14 protein-coding genes and 1 pseudogene are annotated in these 16,211 nt (G+C 65.4%); 7 read left to right on the plus strand and 8 right to left on the minus strand.

The features are described 5' to 3' along the window. Positions 1-8: 8 nt before the first annotated feature. Together EET10_RS27615 and EET10_RS27620 are read left to right on the plus strand one after the other, a co-directional pair. Positions 9-1,316: an acyl-CoA dehydrogenase family protein gene (locus EET10_RS27615; protein WP_122502680.1), complete on the plus strand. Its 1,308-nt coding sequence runs from the start codon at positions 9-11 to the stop codon at positions 1,314-1,316. Positions 1,317-1,329: 13 nt separating this feature from the next. Continuing rightward, on the plus strand, positions 1,330-2,301 hold the full coding sequence (locus EET10_RS27620) for an NADPH:quinone oxidoreductase family protein (RefSeq protein WP_036405634.1): 972 nt from the start codon (positions 1,330-1,332) through the stop codon (positions 2,299-2,301). 559 nt (positions 2,302-2,860) lie between these two features. Here the strand turns inward: EET10_RS27620 and EET10_RS27625 are convergent. After that, positions 2,861-4,741 carry an alkyl/aryl-sulfatase gene (locus EET10_RS27625; protein WP_036395183.1) on the minus strand — a complete coding sequence of 627 codons (1,881 nt, stop codon included), beginning with the start codon at positions 4,739-4,741 and terminating at the stop codon, positions 2,861-2,863. 168 nt (positions 4,742-4,909) lie between these two features. Here EET10_RS27625 and EET10_RS27630 point away from each other — a divergent pair, with 168 nt between their 5' ends. Continuing rightward, complete coding sequence (locus EET10_RS27630; protein WP_036395180.1) at positions 4,910-5,392, plus strand: lipoprotein LpqH; 483 nt, start codon at positions 4,910-4,912, stop codon at positions 5,390-5,392. 49 nt (positions 5,393-5,441) lie between these two features. Here the strand turns inward: EET10_RS27630 and EET10_RS27635 are convergent, their stop codons facing one another. The 5 genes from EET10_RS27635 to EET10_RS27650 all read right to left on the minus strand — a co-directional run bounded on the left by EET10_RS27635 (position 5,442) and on the right by EET10_RS27650 (position 8,729). Beyond that, complete coding sequence (locus EET10_RS27635) at positions 5,442-6,947, minus strand: sensor histidine kinase (protein WP_036395178.1); 1,506 nt, start codon at positions 6,945-6,947, stop codon at positions 5,442-5,444. Next, on the minus strand, positions 6,925-7,629 hold the full coding sequence (locus EET10_RS27640) for a response regulator transcription factor (protein ID WP_036395175.1): 705 nt from the start codon (positions 7,627-7,629) through the stop codon (positions 6,925-6,927). Before EET10_RS27640 ends, EET10_RS27635 begins: the two co-directional genes overlap by 23 nt. Before the next feature lie 151 nt (positions 7,630-7,780). Then, positions 7,781-7,936, minus strand: a complete 156-nt coding sequence (locus EET10_RS29895) for a DUF6131 family protein (RefSeq protein WP_099187833.1) — start codon at positions 7,934-7,936, stop codon at positions 7,781-7,783. Positions 7,937-7,947: 11 nt separating this feature from the next. Further along, entirely contained in the window at positions 7,948-8,199 is a 252-nt protein-coding gene (locus EET10_RS27645; protein ID WP_080692204.1) for a hypothetical protein, read from the minus strand. A 116-nt stretch (positions 8,200-8,315) separates the two neighbouring features. Next, positions 8,316-8,729: an MmcQ/YjbR family DNA-binding protein gene (locus EET10_RS27650; RefSeq protein WP_036395173.1), complete on the minus strand. Its 414-nt coding sequence runs from the start codon at positions 8,727-8,729 to the stop codon at positions 8,316-8,318. Positions 8,730-8,835: 106 nt separating this feature from the next. On the opposite strand from EET10_RS27650, the gene EET10_RS27655 reads away from it, so the two are divergent. The 4 genes and pseudogenes from EET10_RS27655 to EET10_RS27670 form a co-directional block, all read left to right on the plus strand. Then, positions 8,836-9,660, plus strand: a complete 825-nt coding sequence (locus tag EET10_RS27655) for a glycoside hydrolase family 25 domain-containing protein (RefSeq protein WP_063466789.1) — start codon at positions 8,836-8,838, stop codon at positions 9,658-9,660. A gap of 101 nt (positions 9,661-9,761) precedes the next feature. Further along, positions 9,762-10,760, plus strand: coding sequence for a phosphotransferase family protein (locus EET10_RS27660; protein ID WP_051490689.1), 999 nt, complete (start codon positions 9,762-9,764; stop codon positions 10,758-10,760). Positions 10,761-11,648: 888 nt separating this feature from the next. Continuing rightward, positions 11,649-13,031, plus strand: coding sequence for an IS1380 family transposase (locus EET10_RS27665; protein WP_036400547.1), 1,383 nt, complete (start codon positions 11,649-11,651; stop codon positions 13,029-13,031). A 163-nt stretch (positions 13,032-13,194) separates the two neighbouring features. Continuing rightward, positions 13,195-13,792: pseudogene (locus tag EET10_RS27670) on the plus strand (nucleotidyl transferase AbiEii/AbiGii toxin family protein); the annotation flags it as partial. A 28-nt stretch (positions 13,793-13,820) separates the two neighbouring features. On the opposite strand, the gene istB reads toward EET10_RS27670, so the two are convergent. Both istB and istA read right to left on the minus strand, forming a co-directional pair. Next, on the minus strand, positions 13,821-14,633 hold the full coding sequence (gene istB, locus EET10_RS27675; protein ID WP_122501800.1) for an IS21-like element helper ATPase IstB: 813 nt from the start codon (positions 14,631-14,633) through the stop codon (positions 13,821-13,823). Beyond that, a complete protein-coding gene (istA, locus tag EET10_RS27680; RefSeq protein WP_122501925.1) occupies positions 14,630-16,150 on the minus strand; it encodes an IS21 family transposase in 1,521 nt (506 codons plus the stop codon). Before istA ends, istB begins: the two co-directional genes overlap by 4 nt. Between the last annotated feature and the right edge of the window lie 61 nt (positions 16,151-16,211).

Raw genomic sequence — 16,211 nt, forward strand, 5'->3', positions numbered from 1 at the left:
GCATTCGCGTGCCTTGGGACTTCTCCACCGAACCGGAATTTGAGAAGAAGCTCGACTGGATTCGCGGATTCGTGCGCGACGAGGTGGAACCCCTCGAAGTGCTGTTCCCGGGCTGCGAGTTCCTGCCGCTCGACGATCAACGCCGGCGGATCGTCGATCCGCTCAAGCAGCAGGTTCGCGACCAGGGCTTGTGGGCACCGCATTTGAGTCCGGAACTGGGTGGACAGGGGTTCGGTGCGGTGAAGCTGACCCTGATCAACGAGATCCTGGGCCGCAGCCCGTGGGCACCGATAGTGTTCGGCACCCAGGCACCTGACACCGGCAACGCCGAAATCATCGCGCGCTTCGGCACCAGGGAGCAGAAGGACCGATACCTGCAGGCCCTGCTTTCCGGTGAGATTTTCTCCTGCTTCTCCATGACCGAACCGCAAGGTGGCGCCGACCCGCGCGTCTTCACCACCCGTGCCGTCCGTGACGGTGACGACTGGGTGATTACCGGACGAAAGTACTTCTCCTCCAACGCATCCGTGGCATCGTTCTTCATCGTCGTGACGATAACCGATGCCGACGTGCCGGTGCATCGCGGCGCCTCGACGTTCCTGGTCCCGGCCGGAACCGAAGGGCTGACCATCGAAGCCAACCATCACGTGGTCGGCGCGTTACCGCACGAACCCGGACATTCCCTGGTGCGATACGACGGCGTGCGGGTGGGACCCGACGCGTTACTGGGCGAACCCGGTCAAGGCTTCATGATCCTGCAGACCAGACTGGCCGGTGGCCGGTTGCACCATGCGATGCGTTCCATCGGGATGGCGCAACGCGCCATCGAGATGATGGCACGCCGCGCGAAAAGCCGTTTCACACAGGGTAGTTCGTTAGCCGACAAGCAGCTGGTGCAGGCATTCATCGCTGACTCCTACACCGAGCTGATGCCCTTCCGGCTGGCCGTGCTGCATGCAGCCTGGCTGATCGATACCGCCGGCGAGCATGCGGCGCGAGCCGAGATCGGTGCCTGCAAGATCCTCGCGTCGCAAGTGCTCAAATCGATTGGGCTGCGCGCCATCCAGGTGCACGGCGCGTTGGGCACCACCGATCAGCTGCCGCTGGTCAACGTGCTGCTCGGCGGGGTGGCGCTCGGCCTGGCCGACGGGCCCACCGAAGCACACAAGGTCAACCTGGCCCGGCTGCTGCTGAAGAACTACGATGCCGAAGACGCCGAGCGGCCCAGCGAAATGCTGGACGTGCGCCGTGAGGCCGCCCTCGCCAAGTATGGCGACCTCGTGGATCACGTTCCGGCCCTGCCCTCTTCGTCGTGACCGCGGCCCGTTGATGCGTGCGGTCGTCTGCCGTGCATACGGTCCGCCCGAGGACCTGGTTGTCTGCGACGTTCCCGACCCGGTCCCGGGGCCCGGCCAGCTCCTAGTGCGGGTGCACGCCGCGGCGGTCAACTTTCCCGACGTGCTGTTGATCGCCGGCAAATACCAGATCCGCATCCCGGTGCCGTTCACACCGGGCAGCGAGCTCGCCGGAGAGGTACTGACCGCCGGCGCGGGGGCGCCTTTTGCTCCCGGGCAGCGGGTGTTCGGGGCCACGGCCGTCGGGGCATTCGCCGAGCGGGCGCTACTGGATGCGGCGTCGGCGACCCTTGTTCCCGATGACTCCGATCTGGCTTCGGCCGCCGCCTTCGGGGTCACCTATCGAACCGCGTATCACGCGTTGCGCTCGGTTGGGCAAGTTTCAGAAGGGGATTGGGTGGTGGTATTGGGCGCCGCCGGGGGTGTGGGCCTTGCCGCCGTCGATCTGGCGGTCGCCATGGGTGCCCAGGTGCTGGCGGCGGCCTCCAGCCCGGAGAAGCTGGAGCTGTGCGCCCGGCGCGGCGCGCGGGCAACGGTCGATTACGACCGCGAGGACCTGAAAGCCCGCATTCGGGAGCTCACCGACGACAGCGCGCGCGTGGTGATCGACCCCGTCGGGGGCCGGTACTCCGAGCCGGCAGTGCGGGGCCTGGCCCGCGGCGGTACGTTCATCACCCTCGGCTACGCGGCCGGCACCATCCCGGCGATCCCGCTCAACCTCGTTCTGCTCAAGGGCATCACCGTACGCGGCATGGAGATTCGCACCTTTGCCAGTGACCACCCCGCCGAGGCCAACCGTGACCTCGGCGAATTGGCGCGTTTGTTCGCCGCCGGCACGATCCGGCCCTACATCGGCGCGCGTTTTCCGTTGGCCGACACCGCCGCGGCCCTGCGCTATGTGGCCGAGCGCAAAGTTCTGGGCAAGGTGGTCATCGACGTCTTCTGACATCGCCGAGTTCGGCGGTGCCGCAATAGTTTCGGCCGCTGTCCGCGCGCCTCACTGACAATTCACGAAGGCGGCTGGTCAACGATGTCCGCGATCGCAGCCTTGGACCTTCCGGGTTGGCGTTCGTTTCGGCACGCCGCCGCATCTCGCTCAAATCTCCTTTGCGATGACAGGAGCTCGGGGACAGTCTCGAGTGCTCACCAAGTCGGCCGTCCAGCCGACGTATCCAGTGTGCAGTGAGGGTGTCGAGTGTGCAGTTGCGGCTCTGAGTGTGTATGTAGGGCTGAACATTTGCGAGCGGGCCGCCCTGACGGCACACTCGACGCCGCCAACGCACACTCGACGCCGCCAACGCACACTCGACGCCGCCAACGCACACTCGACGCCGCCAACGCACACTCGACGCCGCCAACGCACACTCGACGCCGCCAACGCACACTCGACGCCGCCGACGCACACAGCGACGCCGCCGACGCACACAGCGACAATCTCGGTGATCCCGCATACCCGCAGTCGTCGCTGCGAGGTGGCGACGGGACACCGAATGATCAGGCGCGGGCTACGGCGTCACGATGTTGAACGCCGGGTTGGGCTGATCGAGGACGCTCAGGAAGGTCTGCAGCACCGTCTCGTCGCCGGACACCTCGAAACCCGGTGAGCTGATGTCACCCAGCGCCGCGGTAACCAGCCGAACCTTGTTGCCTACCGCCACAGTCGCGTTCGCCGTCGACGGGTCGGCAACGACCTTGCGATGGATCAGTACACCGTTGCGCAGGGTCAACCGGTAATTTTCCGGCGGCTCGGTGAAGCTGAAGTCGATGGCAAGGTCCAGGTCCCAGGCACGCGGGCCGTTGATGCTGATGGCCACCACATCGAAGATCTGGTCCAGGGTCAGCTGGTCGAAGAACGTCGATGACGGCGCCTGCCCCGAGGTGCCGAGGTTGCCATCCCGCAGCTCCGTCGCCCCCGACAAAAAGAAGTTACGCCAGGTCGCATTCTCCGCACCGTAGGCGAGCTGTTCCAATGTGTCGGCGTAGAGTTGCCGGGCCGCGGCGTGGTTGCTGTCGGTGAACACTGCATGGTCGAGAAGCGTCGCCGCCCACCGGAAGTCACCATCGGCGACGGCTTTGCCGGCCAGCTCGACGACCCGGTCGATGCCGCCCATCGCCTCGACGTAACGGGGAGCGATGGCTTCCGGCGGGTAGGGCCACAACCGGCCGGGGTTGCCGTCGAACCAGCCCATGTAGCGCTGGTAGATCGCCTTCACGTTGTGGCTGACCGACCCGTAGTAGCCGTGGGTGTGCCATGCCTTCTCCAGCGCCGGCGGCATCTGGAACATTTCGGCGATCTCCACACCGGTGTACCCCTGGTTCAGCAGCCGCAGCGTCTGGTCGTGCAGGTATGAATACATGTCGCGCTGCTGCGACAAGTACTCAACGATGTTGTCGTGCCCCCAGGTTGGCCAGTGGTGTGAGGCGAACACGACGTCGCTGCGATGACCAAAGGCCTCGATCGCCTCGGTGAGATACCCCGACCAGGCGCGCGGGTCGCGCACCAGCGCCCCGCGCAGCGTCAGCAGGTTGTGCAGGTTGTGGGTGGCGTTCTCGGCCATACACAGCGCGCGGAAACGCGGGAAGTAGAAATGCATTTCGGCGGGGGCTTCGCTGCCCGGCGCCATCTGGAACTCGATCTCCACCCCGTCAATGGTGTGCACCTCGCCGGTCACCCTGATGTCGACGGTCGGCACGATGAGCGACACCTCACCGGTCGAAAGTGTCTGCCCCAGACCGCAGCCCACCTGTCCCTGAGGGCCGCGCGGCAAATAGGAGCCGTACATGTAGCCCGCGCGACGCATCATTGCGCCGCCGGCGTAGATGTTCTCCTGGACGGCGTGCGCCGTGAAACCCTCCGGCGCCAGCACCGAGACCTTGCCGGCGTCGACGTCGGCCTGCGATGTGACGCCCAGCACGCCGCCGAAATGATCGACGTGGCTGTGGGTATAGATCACCGCGACGACGGGGCGATCACCGCCGCGGTGGGTGCGATACAGATCCAGCGCCGCAGCTGCCACCTCGGTGGAGACCAGCGGATCGATGACGATGATGCCGGTATCGCCCTCGACGAAGCTGATATTGGAAATGTCGAAGCCACGGACCTGGTAGATACCGGGCACCACTTCGAATAAGCCTTGTTTGGCGGCCAGCCTCGATTGCCGCCACAGGCTGGGATGCACCGACGTCGGTGCGGGCCCGCTAAGGAATGAATACGCGTCGTTGTCCCAAACCACCCGGCCGTCGGCCGACTTGATGACGCACGGGGACAATGCCGCAACGAATCCACGATCGGCATTGTCGAAGTCGGTTGGGTCATCGCTCGGGGGAACATATTCGCGATGGGCGGACTCGATGGCCGCGGAAGGAGGTTTGACGTTCACCGGCAATACATTGCCTTAGCGTGACGCTCCCCGGAAGATCCTCTCAAGTGACTAACAGGAAATATAGAGGATAGAAATAGTCGCTTAAGCCACTAGACCTCGGTTCAGTTAACTTGCATACTGCCGGGGCGGTCCTCAAAGCCAGGGGAGCGCTACGACGGCAAAGGAGCACAGGTGAAGCGTGGACTGACGGTGGCGGTAGCCGGAGCGGCGATTCTGGCCGCGGGCCTTTCCGGATGTTCGAGCAACAAATCGACCAGCAGCGGCGGCAGCTCGAGCAGCAGTGCCACATCGGCAAGCACCGGGGGTGGCGGGGCGTCGGGAACCAAGGTCATCATCGACGGCCAAGACCAGCACGTGACCGGCTCGGTCGTCTGCACGACGGCGGCCGGCAATGTCAACATCGCGATCGGTGGGGCAGCCACCGGCATCGCCGCCGTGCTCACCGACGCCAACCCGCCCGAGGTGAAGTCGGTCGGCCTGGGCAACGTCAACGGTGTGACACTCGGATACACCTCCGGCACCGGCCAGGGCAAAGCCGAGGCGAGCAAGAGCGGCAGCACCTACAAGATCACCGGCACGGCGACCGGCGTCGACATGGCCAACCCGATGCAGCCGGTGAACAAGCCGTTCGAAATCGACGTCACCTGCCCCTAGCAACCCGGCCCGCCTGCGGGCAGGTATCGGGCGGCTATCGTGGCGCGATTCAAACGCGTGACGATGCGGGCGGTTGCCACCCGTCGAGTGGCAACCGCACCGCGAACTCGGTATGTCCGGGCGAGCTGTCGACGGTGATGGTCCCGTTGTGGGCCTTGACAACGGCAGACACGATCGCCAGGCCCAACCCGGTGCTGCCGCCCTTGCGGGAGCGAGAGGTGTCCCCGCGCGCGAACCGTTCGAATACCTCCGACTGCAGACCTGCCGGAATGCCGGGGCCGTTGTCGACCACCTGCAGCAGGGCGTGCGCCGGCTCGACACTCAACCTGGTCGTCACCACCGTGCCGGGGCCGGTGTGGATGCGGGCGTTGGCAAGCAGGTTGGCTACCACCTGATGCAATCGCGCGACGTCACCGGTGACCACCACGGGCTCCGGCGGCAGGTCGAGTTCCCACTTGTGATCCGGGCCAGCAATGTGTGCGTCGCTGACCGCGTCAACCGCCAAGTGCGACAGGTCCACCGGTTCGCGTTCCAGCGGCCGCCCGGAGTCCAGGCGGGCCAGTAGCAACAGGTCCTCGACAAGACGGGTTATCCGCTCGGTCTCCGAAGCCACCCGGCTCATGGCGTGAGCCACCGCTTCACGGTCGTCACTCATGCGTTGCGCGAGTTCGGTATACCCGCGAATCGCGGCCAGCGGGGTGCGCAGCTCGTGACTGGCGTCGGCGACGAACTGGCGCACCCGGGTCTCGCTGGCCTGCCGCGCCGACAGCGCGGCCGCGATGTGGTCGAGCATCCTGTTCAGGGCCGACCCGAGTTGACCAACCTCGGTGTAGGGGTTCGCGTCGGTGTCGGACACCCGGACCGGCAATGCGACTTCGCCCCGGTCCAACGGCAAATCGACGACTTCGGTTGCGGTTTGGGCAACGCGCCGCAATGGCGCCAACGCCCGCCTGATGATCACCGCCCCGGCGGTCGTCGCCGCGAACAGCGCGACCGCGGTGACGATCCCGAACATGACCAGCATCCGGAACATGGTTGCGTCCATGTTGGACATCGACAGCCCGGTGACGATGACGTCGGTGCGGTTTCGACTGGGGGCCGCGACCACCCGGTAGCGACCCAGGCCGTCGAGGTTCAGGGTGACCGGGGTGCGGCTGCCGGCGATCGCGGCCAGCTGAGCCTGGGCCTTGTCGTTCAGCGCGGCCCGGGCACCGCTGCCGGTCAGGTAGCCGGCGTCGATCGTCTTGCCGTTGCTGACCACCGCCGCGACCAATCCGGCCGGCTGGCCGGGCGCGTCCAGAAACCTGGGCCCGGGGCCGGTCCGCACGTAACGCGGTTCGTGCCGGTGCGGCGGTTCGGGGTACAGCAGCGACGAGCGGTACGAGGCCCCGCTGAGCTGGCCATCGAGCTGCTTCACCAAATGGTGGCGCAGGGCCAGTTCGGTTGCCGCGGTGATTCCGATACAGACCAGGACCAGAACCACGACCTGTCCGACCAGGAGTCGCAGGCGTAATGACCAGGGCCGCCGGACGTTAACGGGCCGGCTTGAGGACATAGCCCGCGCCGCGCAGCGTGTGGATCATGGGTGCGCGACCGTTGTCGATCTTTTTGCGCAGGTAGGAAATGTACAACTCGACGATGTTGGACCGGCCGCCGAAATCGTAGCTCCATACCCGGTCCAGGATCTGGGCCTTGCTCAGTACCCGCTTGGAATTGCGCATCATGAAACGCAGCAGCTCAAACTCGGTAGAGGTCAAGGAGATCGGCTCGCCGGCGCGGGCCACCTCGTGACTTTCCTCGTCGAGCACCAGATCTCCCACCACGAGTTGGGCACCGCTGTCGACGGTGGTGATGCCGGTGCGGCGCAGCAGCGCGCGCAGCCGCAGCACCACCTCCTCGATGCTGAACGGTTTGGTGACGTAGTCGTCGCCGCCGGCGGTCAGCCCGGCGATGCGGTCTTCCACCGCATCCTTGGCCGTCAACAGCAGCACCGGCAGGCGAGGATTCTCCCTGCGCAACTTGTGCAGTACCTCCAGTCCGCTCATGTCGGGCAGCATCACGTCGAGCACGACGACGTCGGGCCGCGCGGTGCGGGCCGCTGCGATCGCCGATGCGCCGTCCTGCGCCGTGGCGATATCCCAGCCCTCGTAGCGCAACGCCATCGAAACCATTTCGGCGAGAACGGGTTCGTCGTCAACGACCAGGACACTGATCGGTTGTCCGTCGGCGCGGGACATGACGACTCGCTCGGCCGGAGTTCGCGGGCTCGTCACGATTCCCAGTATCCGCACCACACTAGGCCGACGCTATGCCGTTGCTATGCGCAAGCTGTGAAAGGTCGCGTGAGCCGCATGGCCACTGGGGGCCGCGACCTTTCGGTATCGGGCGCTAGTACCAGTACCGGCGGCCGGCGACCGGGCGACCCATGGAGCCCAGGGCCCAGAGCACGGCTCCGATCACCAGCACGATGATCCCGAGCACCGTCAGCAAATGGATGCCGAACACGAATCCGAGAATGAGCAAGATGGCACCGACGACGATCATGGCGACTTCCTTTACATTGAGAGGATGTGATCGCCCGGCTGCATTGAGCTGGGCTGCGGCAAATGGCAATTTGTTACTTTCGGGTTGACACCCAGGTAATTCAGGGGGCCCGCGATCACCGTCACCGCAACGGTTCCCGCTGAAGCACAACTTGTTTGCTCACCTTTGAAATAGCCTCGCTGCCACGTCGCGAAGACTCCGATGAGTAGCCACACGAGCACAATCGCCCCGACAACTCCGCGCCCACGCATGGTGACCTCCATTGTGTTTCGAGAAAAATCCCGCAGCACCTGACATACCCGTTGCACCCATGTTCAAACATCGACCCGAGGCGAACTTGGAAGCGAATTTGCGGTCAGAATTTCCGCGGACGGGCTAACTACCAGTTATGGGCGGCGAGCCACTGCGCCGCACGTCTCTTCGATGCGCGGCAGAGCCAGGCATCCTGGATCATCTCGGTCAGCTCGGTGATCCCGATTTCCGCCAATCGGCTGGCCCGCACGAGCACCGACAAATGTCCGTCGAAGTGCGGGGAGGTGAAAAACGGTGACGCCGGATCCTGGGTCAGGGCCAGCTTGTCGGCCTCGGACTCCACCCACACGATGATGACGTCGGTGTAGCGCTCACCGGTGTCCGGGTCGGTCGCGTCCGGCCGCGGGGTGCGAAAGTACACAAACGACTTGCCGCCCACCTGGTAGATGGCGTTGCCCTGCGGCCCGGCCACCCGGTTGACGTGTGGCATCGACGCGGCGATCCGGTGCACGTCGTCAACCGTGGCAGGTCGGTCAGCCATGACCGGGACAATACCCGCTCATACCCGCCCGATACCCTTGAAGCGGAGCTGTACCATGGGCGACAAGCCTTGCGGTAAAGGGGGATTGGGGGGGCTCTGCTGATATATGGTCGATACATTATTCGCCGACGTATCCGAATATCAAGTGCCGGTTGATGACTCATATCCTTACCAGGTGCTTTCCATTCGTGTTTCCGACGGCACCTATCGCGATCACAACTTCGCACGCAACTATGCGTGGATGCGGGCCGCATTGGACAGCGAGCGAATGACATTCGGGATTGTCTACACCTACGTCCGGCCGAATTGGCTGGCCAACGCCAATACCGTGCGCGCCATGATCGACGCCGAAGGCGGCTTGCACCGGCGGGTGGCATTGATGCTCGACGTCGAGTCCGGCGGGAACCCGCCGGGCGACGGGTCGGCGTGGATCAATCAGTTGTATTGGAACCTCGCCGATTACGCCGGTTCGCCCAGGCGAATCATCGGCTATGCCAACGCTTATGACTTCTGGAACATGTGGCGGGTGCGTCCACCGGGCCTACGCGTGATCGCCGCGGGCTATGGGTCTAACCCCAACCTGCCCGGCCAGGTCGCCCACCAGTACACCGACGGCTCAGGTTACAGCCCGAATCTGCCGCAGGGCTCCCCGCCGTTCGGCCGCTGCGACATGAACTCCGCCGACGGACTCACACCAAGGCAATTTGCCGCCGCCTGCGGCATTACAGTGAACGGAGGACCACTGATGGCGCTCACCGACGAGGAGCAAGCCGAACTGCTGACCAAGGTTCGCGAGATCTGGGATCAACTGCGTGGGCCCAACGGCGCCGGCTGGCCGCAACTCGGTCAGAACAGCCAGGGCCAAAACCTCACCCCCGTCGACGCGATCGCGGCAATCAAGGACGACGTCGAGGGCATGCTCGCGGGGTAAGCCTCGGCACCTCCGTCGGCCGAGCCGACGTTGGAGTACCGGCGACGTCATTGCACCAGAGTAGGTTTTTACAGGTGGACCTGGAAGCGGTGGCCGCATGGATGTCCGAGCGGGGACTCGGCGAGGGTCCATTGGAGGACGTTTCCGCGGTAACCGGCGGAACGCAAAACGTCATGATGCGATTCAACAGGTCCGGCCGGCCGTATGTGCTGCGGCGCGGACCGCGACACCTGCGTCCACGCAGTAACACCGTGATCCTGCGGGAAACACAGGTTCTCGCCGCGCTGGCCGGCTCCGACGTCCCGCATCCGCGCCTGATCGCCACCTGCGACGACCCCGGTGTGCTCGGCGACGCGGTCTTCTACCTGATGGAGCCCGTCGACGGTTTCAACGCCGGCGAAGGGCTCCCGCCGCTGCACGCGGGCGACGCACAGGTGCGGTACGGGATGGGCCTGTCGATGGCCGATGCGCTGGCCAGGCTGGGCGCGGTAGACCACGTCGCCGTTGGGCTCGCCGACTTCGGCAAACCGGAAGGCTTCCTGGAACGCCAAGTACCGCGCTGGCTTTCCGAGCTGGAGTCCTATCGGCAGTACGACGGCTACCCCGGGCCGCAGGTCCCGGGAATCGAGCAGGTATCAACGTGGCTGGAGCGCCATCGGCCGACGACGTGGACACCCGGCATCATGCACGGCGACTACCACGCAGCCAACGTCATGTTCTCCCGGACCGGGCCGGACGTGGTCGCCATCGTCGACTGGGAAATGTGCACGATCGGCGACCCGCTGCTGGACCTGGGCTGGCTGCTGGCGACCTGGCGCCAGCCCGACGGGTCGAGCGTGTTCAGCCACGCGTTGGGTGGCCAAAGCGGGCTGGCCAGTACCGACGACCTGATGCACCGGTATGCCGCCAACACCACCCGCGACCTGTCGCACATCACCTGGTACACCGTGCTGGCCTGCTTCAAACTCGGCATCGTGATCGAGGGCACGCTTGCCCGCGCCTGCGCGGGCAAGGCCGAAAAGGAAGTCGGTGATCAACTGCATGCGGCCACCGTGCACCTATTCGAGCGGGCGTTGAACATCATCGGGTCGCGGCACTAGCACCTGCGATCGTCGAACCCGTTTTCGGCCAACTGCAGACCCTGCAAAACGCCAAACAACGGTTGCTTCGCGGGCTCGATCAGGCCCGCGGTGAATGGCTGCGGCTGGTAACCTGCCCCACCCTGGGCGAACTTGACGGCCATGTCGGCGTCACCGGACTGGCCCCCCTGGCGATCAGCTGACCCGGCCCGTCGTTTCCCGGGCGCTTGACGTGCGAGCCTGCATCCAGGGCGTCCAGTCTGCGTCCACAGCGCTGCCGACTGCGATTTCGTCGCTCTCAGCGCAGGATGAAAACCTGACCCCGTTCGGGCAGCGCCGGATCCGCGTGAACCGTTACTGACCCGCGCTGCTGGTTGTCAACCCGGTCGTAGGACCGGCGCCGACGGACTTCGCCTTTCTGTCGATGATCCCGGTGGGGCGAGCACGTTGAGCATCAACTTGAGCGTCAACCAGCACACTGCCCGGTGACCTACTGCTGCCCGGTGCCTCGACAGCGGCGAGTACGGCGTCGACTGTATGACCCCAGGCGCCGACGACGGTTCGGCGAGGCCCGGCATCCGCAATGCCGGCTTGTGGACGACGAGGAATCGAGAAATATGGCGGGAGACGAACAAATCCGCGCAGGCGCAGGAGAGCCGTCCTGACTATCCGCGTCAGGGGTCCCGAGTGGACGAGCCTGACATCGATACCGCAGAGCGCGACGACATCTCGGCATATGACGGTGGCACCCATCGCAGGCCGTGATTCAACGACCCGTATCAGCCTAGTCTCGGGCTTTCACACTGAGTGATCTTGATTGCGTGTGTTGAACGAAGAAAGGTGCTCTGAGCTGGGATAATTTGGCTTGCTGAAGGACCAGATCATCGCAAGAATCGGAGCACCAATCTGGTGGGCAAGTCTAGGTCGTGTTACCCGTCGTTGGCGTTGGATGGTCGTGCAACCGGTGTCGTGTCGCATGCTGGTGCGGTTGTGCTGCTGCGTGCCGCCGAGCGGGTGAGGCTGACCGGGGCGTTGTCGGGCGCGTTGGCGCCGTGGCGTAAACCGCTGGCCAGCCACGACCCCGGCAAGATCGTGCTCGATGTGGCTATCGCGCTGGCGCTCGGTGGGGACTGCCTGGCTGATGTCGGCCTGCTGCGCGCCGAACCCGGGGTGTTCGGTACGGTCGCATCCGATCCCACCGTGTCGAGGTTGATCACTTCGTTGGCCGCAGATGCCCCGAAAGCGTTGGCGGCCATCGGCTCTGCGCGGGCCGCCGCACGTGCCGCGGCGTGGGCGGCTGCTGGACAGGCCTCGCCGGGTCATGGGATCGATGCCGATCACCCGTTGATCATCGATTTGGATGCGACCCTGGTCACCGCGCACTCGGAGAAGGAGAAAGCCGCACCAACATTCAAGCGTGGCTTTGGGTTTCACCCGTTGTGTGCGTTCGTCGATCACGGCAGTGCGGGAACGGGGGAGTCGCTGGCGATCTTGCTGCGGGCCGGCAATGCCGGCTCTAACACCGCCGCCGACCACAAAACGGTCCTCGCGTGCGCGCTGGAGCAATTGCCCTTTCAGGTCGGCTATCGGGTCGGCAAGAAAGTTCTGGTGCGCACCGACGCCGCCGGGGCCACCCACGAATTCCTCAACTACCTGAGCGCGCGCCGGCTGTCCTACTCGCTGGGATTTGCCCTCACCGAGACGATGGCCACCGGCATCGACGCGATTCCCCAGACGGCGTGGACCCCGGCCTACGACGCTGATGGGCAGGTCCGTGACGGGGCGTGGGTCACCGAGGCAACCGGGGTCGTTGACCTGTCGGACTGGCCCGCGGGGATGCGGCTGATCGTGCGCAAAGAACGCCCTCATCCGGGCGCCCAGCTACGTTTCACCGACCGCGACGGGTTACGGCTGACCGCGTTCGTCACCAACACCACCCGTGGGCAGCTGCCCGATCTCGAACTGCGCCATCGCCGCCGCGCCCGCTGCGAAGACCGCATCCGGGTCGCCAAAGACACCGGCCTGGCCAACCTCCCCCTGCACGGATTCGACCAAAACCGGATCTGGTGCGCATTGGTGCAGCTGGCCATGGAGCTGACCGCCTGGTGCCAAATGCTGGCCTTCGAGGAGCACCCGGCGCGGCGCTGGGAACCCAAACGACTACGGCTGCGGCTGTTTTCGATCGCCGGCCGCCTGGCCCGCCACGCCCGCCGAACCCGGCTGCGCCTCGCCGCGCACGCACCCTGGGCCGACGTGTTGACCACCGCGTTGGCCCGCCTGCAACCCGGCTGACCAACTACCCAACCGTCCCCACGACCCCAAGAAAGGACCACCCGGGCCCAAGGAACCCCGCAGAAGCCGCTGACCCGGGCCCACCACCGCACCCCCCAACCGAAAATCAAGATCCAAAACCACAATCCGACCCGATCAGGCCACCACGTCAACCCCACGAAACATCCGGGCTAGCCTTACTCGCGCGCTAGTCGCACGTCATGCGACCGGGCGAGCCGATGTATATGATGCAGCGTTGCTCGACGTCGCCCAAGATCACTTGCTATTCCTCCTCGCTCAAGCGGCGAATTTCGGTGACGGTCGCTTGGTATTTAAGGGTGGCACTAGCTTGCGGAAGTGTCGGTTGGGCAACGCCGGCCGATTCTCAACCGACTTAGACTTCAGCGCGCCCGACGACGACGTAGTGCTCGAGGTTTGCGGTCTTATCGATGGAGCACGCGTCGGTGGCTTTGAATTTGGCATAGTGAGCACCAGGGGCGATGGACGTCATTGGGGGCTGACGGTCAGTCATGCTGAATTGGGTGAGCCCCGGATTGCGGCGAGTGTCGAATTCGCGCGGCCCATTGGCTCTACCGCCGGAGCCGCTCCCTTTCGTGCCGTTGCCGATCCATAGGGCCTACGGCTTTCCCTTGCCCACACTGCCAGTGGTCGCTGAAGCGGAAGCTTGCGCAGAAAAACTTGCGCGATACCGACGCGTCGCTTTCGCACGAGATCTCTACGACTTGTCAATGGCCAGGTTGAAGTATCCGCTGGTGGCCAGATAGAAGTATCCACCCCGTGCGGTAGTTCCTAGGTTGGTGTGGGCGTCTCCTTCCGGTGTTTGGCGTCTTTCATGCGATAGGAGTCACCGTCGGTGATGACGACGGTGGCGTGGTGCAGGAGGCGGTCGAGGATGCTGACCGCGGTGGTCTGTTCGGGCAGGAAGCGGCCCCACTGCTCGAAGGGCCAGTGCGATCCGATGGCCAGCGAGCGGCGTTCGTAGGCGCCGGCGACGAGCCGGAACAGCAACTGGGTGCCGGTGTCGTCGAGGGGGGCGAACCCGAGTTCGTCGAGGATGATCAGGTCGACCCGCAGCAGCGATTCGATGATCTTGCCGACGGTGTTGTCGGCCAGGCCGCGGTAGAGGGTTTCGACGAGGTCGGCGGCGGTGAAATAGCGGACCTTGTGTCCGGCGTGGATCGCGGCGGTTCCCAACCCGATCAGGGTGTGGGACTTGCCGGTGCCGGCGGGGCCGATGATCGCCAGATTCTGTTGCGCGCGAATCCATTCCAGACTCGACAGGTAGTCGAAGGTCTTCGGCGGGATGGAGGAGGCGGCCACGTCGAAGCTCTCCAACGTCTTGGGCACGGGGAACGCCGCGGCTTTGAGGCGGTTGACGACGTTCGAGGCGTCGCGGGCCGCCAGTTCGGTCTCGACCAGCGTGCGCAGAACCTCCTCGGGAGTCCAGCGTTGGGTCTTAGCGGTGATCAGGACTTCGGGTGCGGTGCGCCGCACCGCGGCCAGTTTCAACCGTCGCAACCCGGCATCCAGATCGGCGGCGAGGGGTGGAATCGATTTCGGTGCAACGGGTTCAGCGTCGGTGATGGGTGGCGTCCTGCTCATGGGATCACCTCGCCATCGGCCACGGCGGGGGTGATCCTGTAGGCGTCCAGGGAGCGGGTCGGGGCCACGGGCAGGTCGAGGATGAGCACGTCGCCAGCGGGTCGGGGCTGCGGCGCCCCGGTGCCCGCGGCCAGGATGGAACGCACGTCGGCGGCTCGGAACCGGCGGAACGCCACCGCCCGGTGCAGCGCGGAGACCAGGGCGTCGGTGCCGTGGGCCGCGCCGAGGGCGAGCAGGATCTCCAACTCCGAGGCCAGCCGGGTGTTGCCGATCGCCGCGGCGCCGACCAGGAACGCCTGCGCATCGGCGCCGAGGTCGCAGAACTGCTTCTCGACCATGGTCTTCGGGCGCGGGCCGCGACTGGGTGCTAGCCGGGGTCCGTCGTAGTGCTCATCGAGGATCGAGGTGCCGCCGGGTGCGACGAGTTCGTGTTCGGCCACGATCACCCCGGTGCCGGGCTCCAGCAGACAGATGGCGCCGTGGTCGACGACCACGGCCACCGTGGTGCCGATCAACCGCATCGGCACCGAGTAGCGCGCCGACCCGTACCGGATGCAGGACAGGCGGTCGACCTTGCGCAGCACCGATGGTGCCCCGATCTGCAGTCGCAGGGATGGGAGTGGTTGCAGCAGTTCATGTTCGACGATCAACCGTTCATCGGGAACCGCGCAGATCTCCGAATGGGTCGCGGCGTTCACTTCCGCGCACCACACCTCCGCCGCGGCATTGGCGATACGCAGATCGACCGGTGTTCCGGTGACGGCGGCCTCGGTCAACAGCGGGACGGCAAGATCGTCCTGGGCGTAGCCGCACAGGTTCTCCACGATGCCCTTGGACTGCGGGTCACTCGCATGACAGAAATCGGGAGCGAAGCCGTAGTGACCGGCCAGCCGGACGTAGTCCGGAGTCGGGACGACGACGTTGGCCACGACCCCGCCCTTGAGGCAGGCCATCCGGTCGGCCAGCACCCGCGCCGGGACCCCACCCGCGGCGGCCAGGGCTTCGGCGATCAATGCCAACGTGGTCGAGGCACGCTCGTTGGTGGCGAAGCGCACGAAGCGCCACCTCGAGAACGCCAGCACCGCACAGAACAGGAACAACCCCGGTCCGACTTGAGCCCAGTCGATGACCAGGTACTCACCGGGTTCCCACACGGCTGGACGACGGCCTCGGTGATTGGTGCTGCGCCACAACGCTTTCGCCTCCGCGACGAGGCGGCGGAAGTTACGATCAGAACCCGTGTAGCCCGCCGCACGGGCCTTCGGGAGCAGCCGCTTGGCCGAGATCCGACCCTTCGATTTCTCCACGCGTTCGGCGACCAGATCGGCGACCGCGTCGTAGTTGTGGGCCCGTTCGGCCCGCGGTGGTGGCGGGACGCCGGCCTGGTCGGCCTCGAACTTGTCCACGATCTTCTTGACGGTGCGGTGGGTGGTGCCGCAGTGCTCGGCGGCAGCCCTATACGACCCGAGCTGTTGGTAGGCGGAAATGATGTCCATTCGGTCCTTCGCAGATTTCAATGGAACTCCCCGGTGGTGGCGCTGAGTGGTTGGCGCCTTCACCGTCACCATCGGGGCCCGC

This window comes from Mycobacterium pseudokansasii, from assembly GCF_900566075.1.
Taxonomy (GTDB): domain Bacteria; phylum Actinomycetota; class Actinomycetes; order Mycobacteriales; family Mycobacteriaceae; genus Mycobacterium; species Mycobacterium pseudokansasii.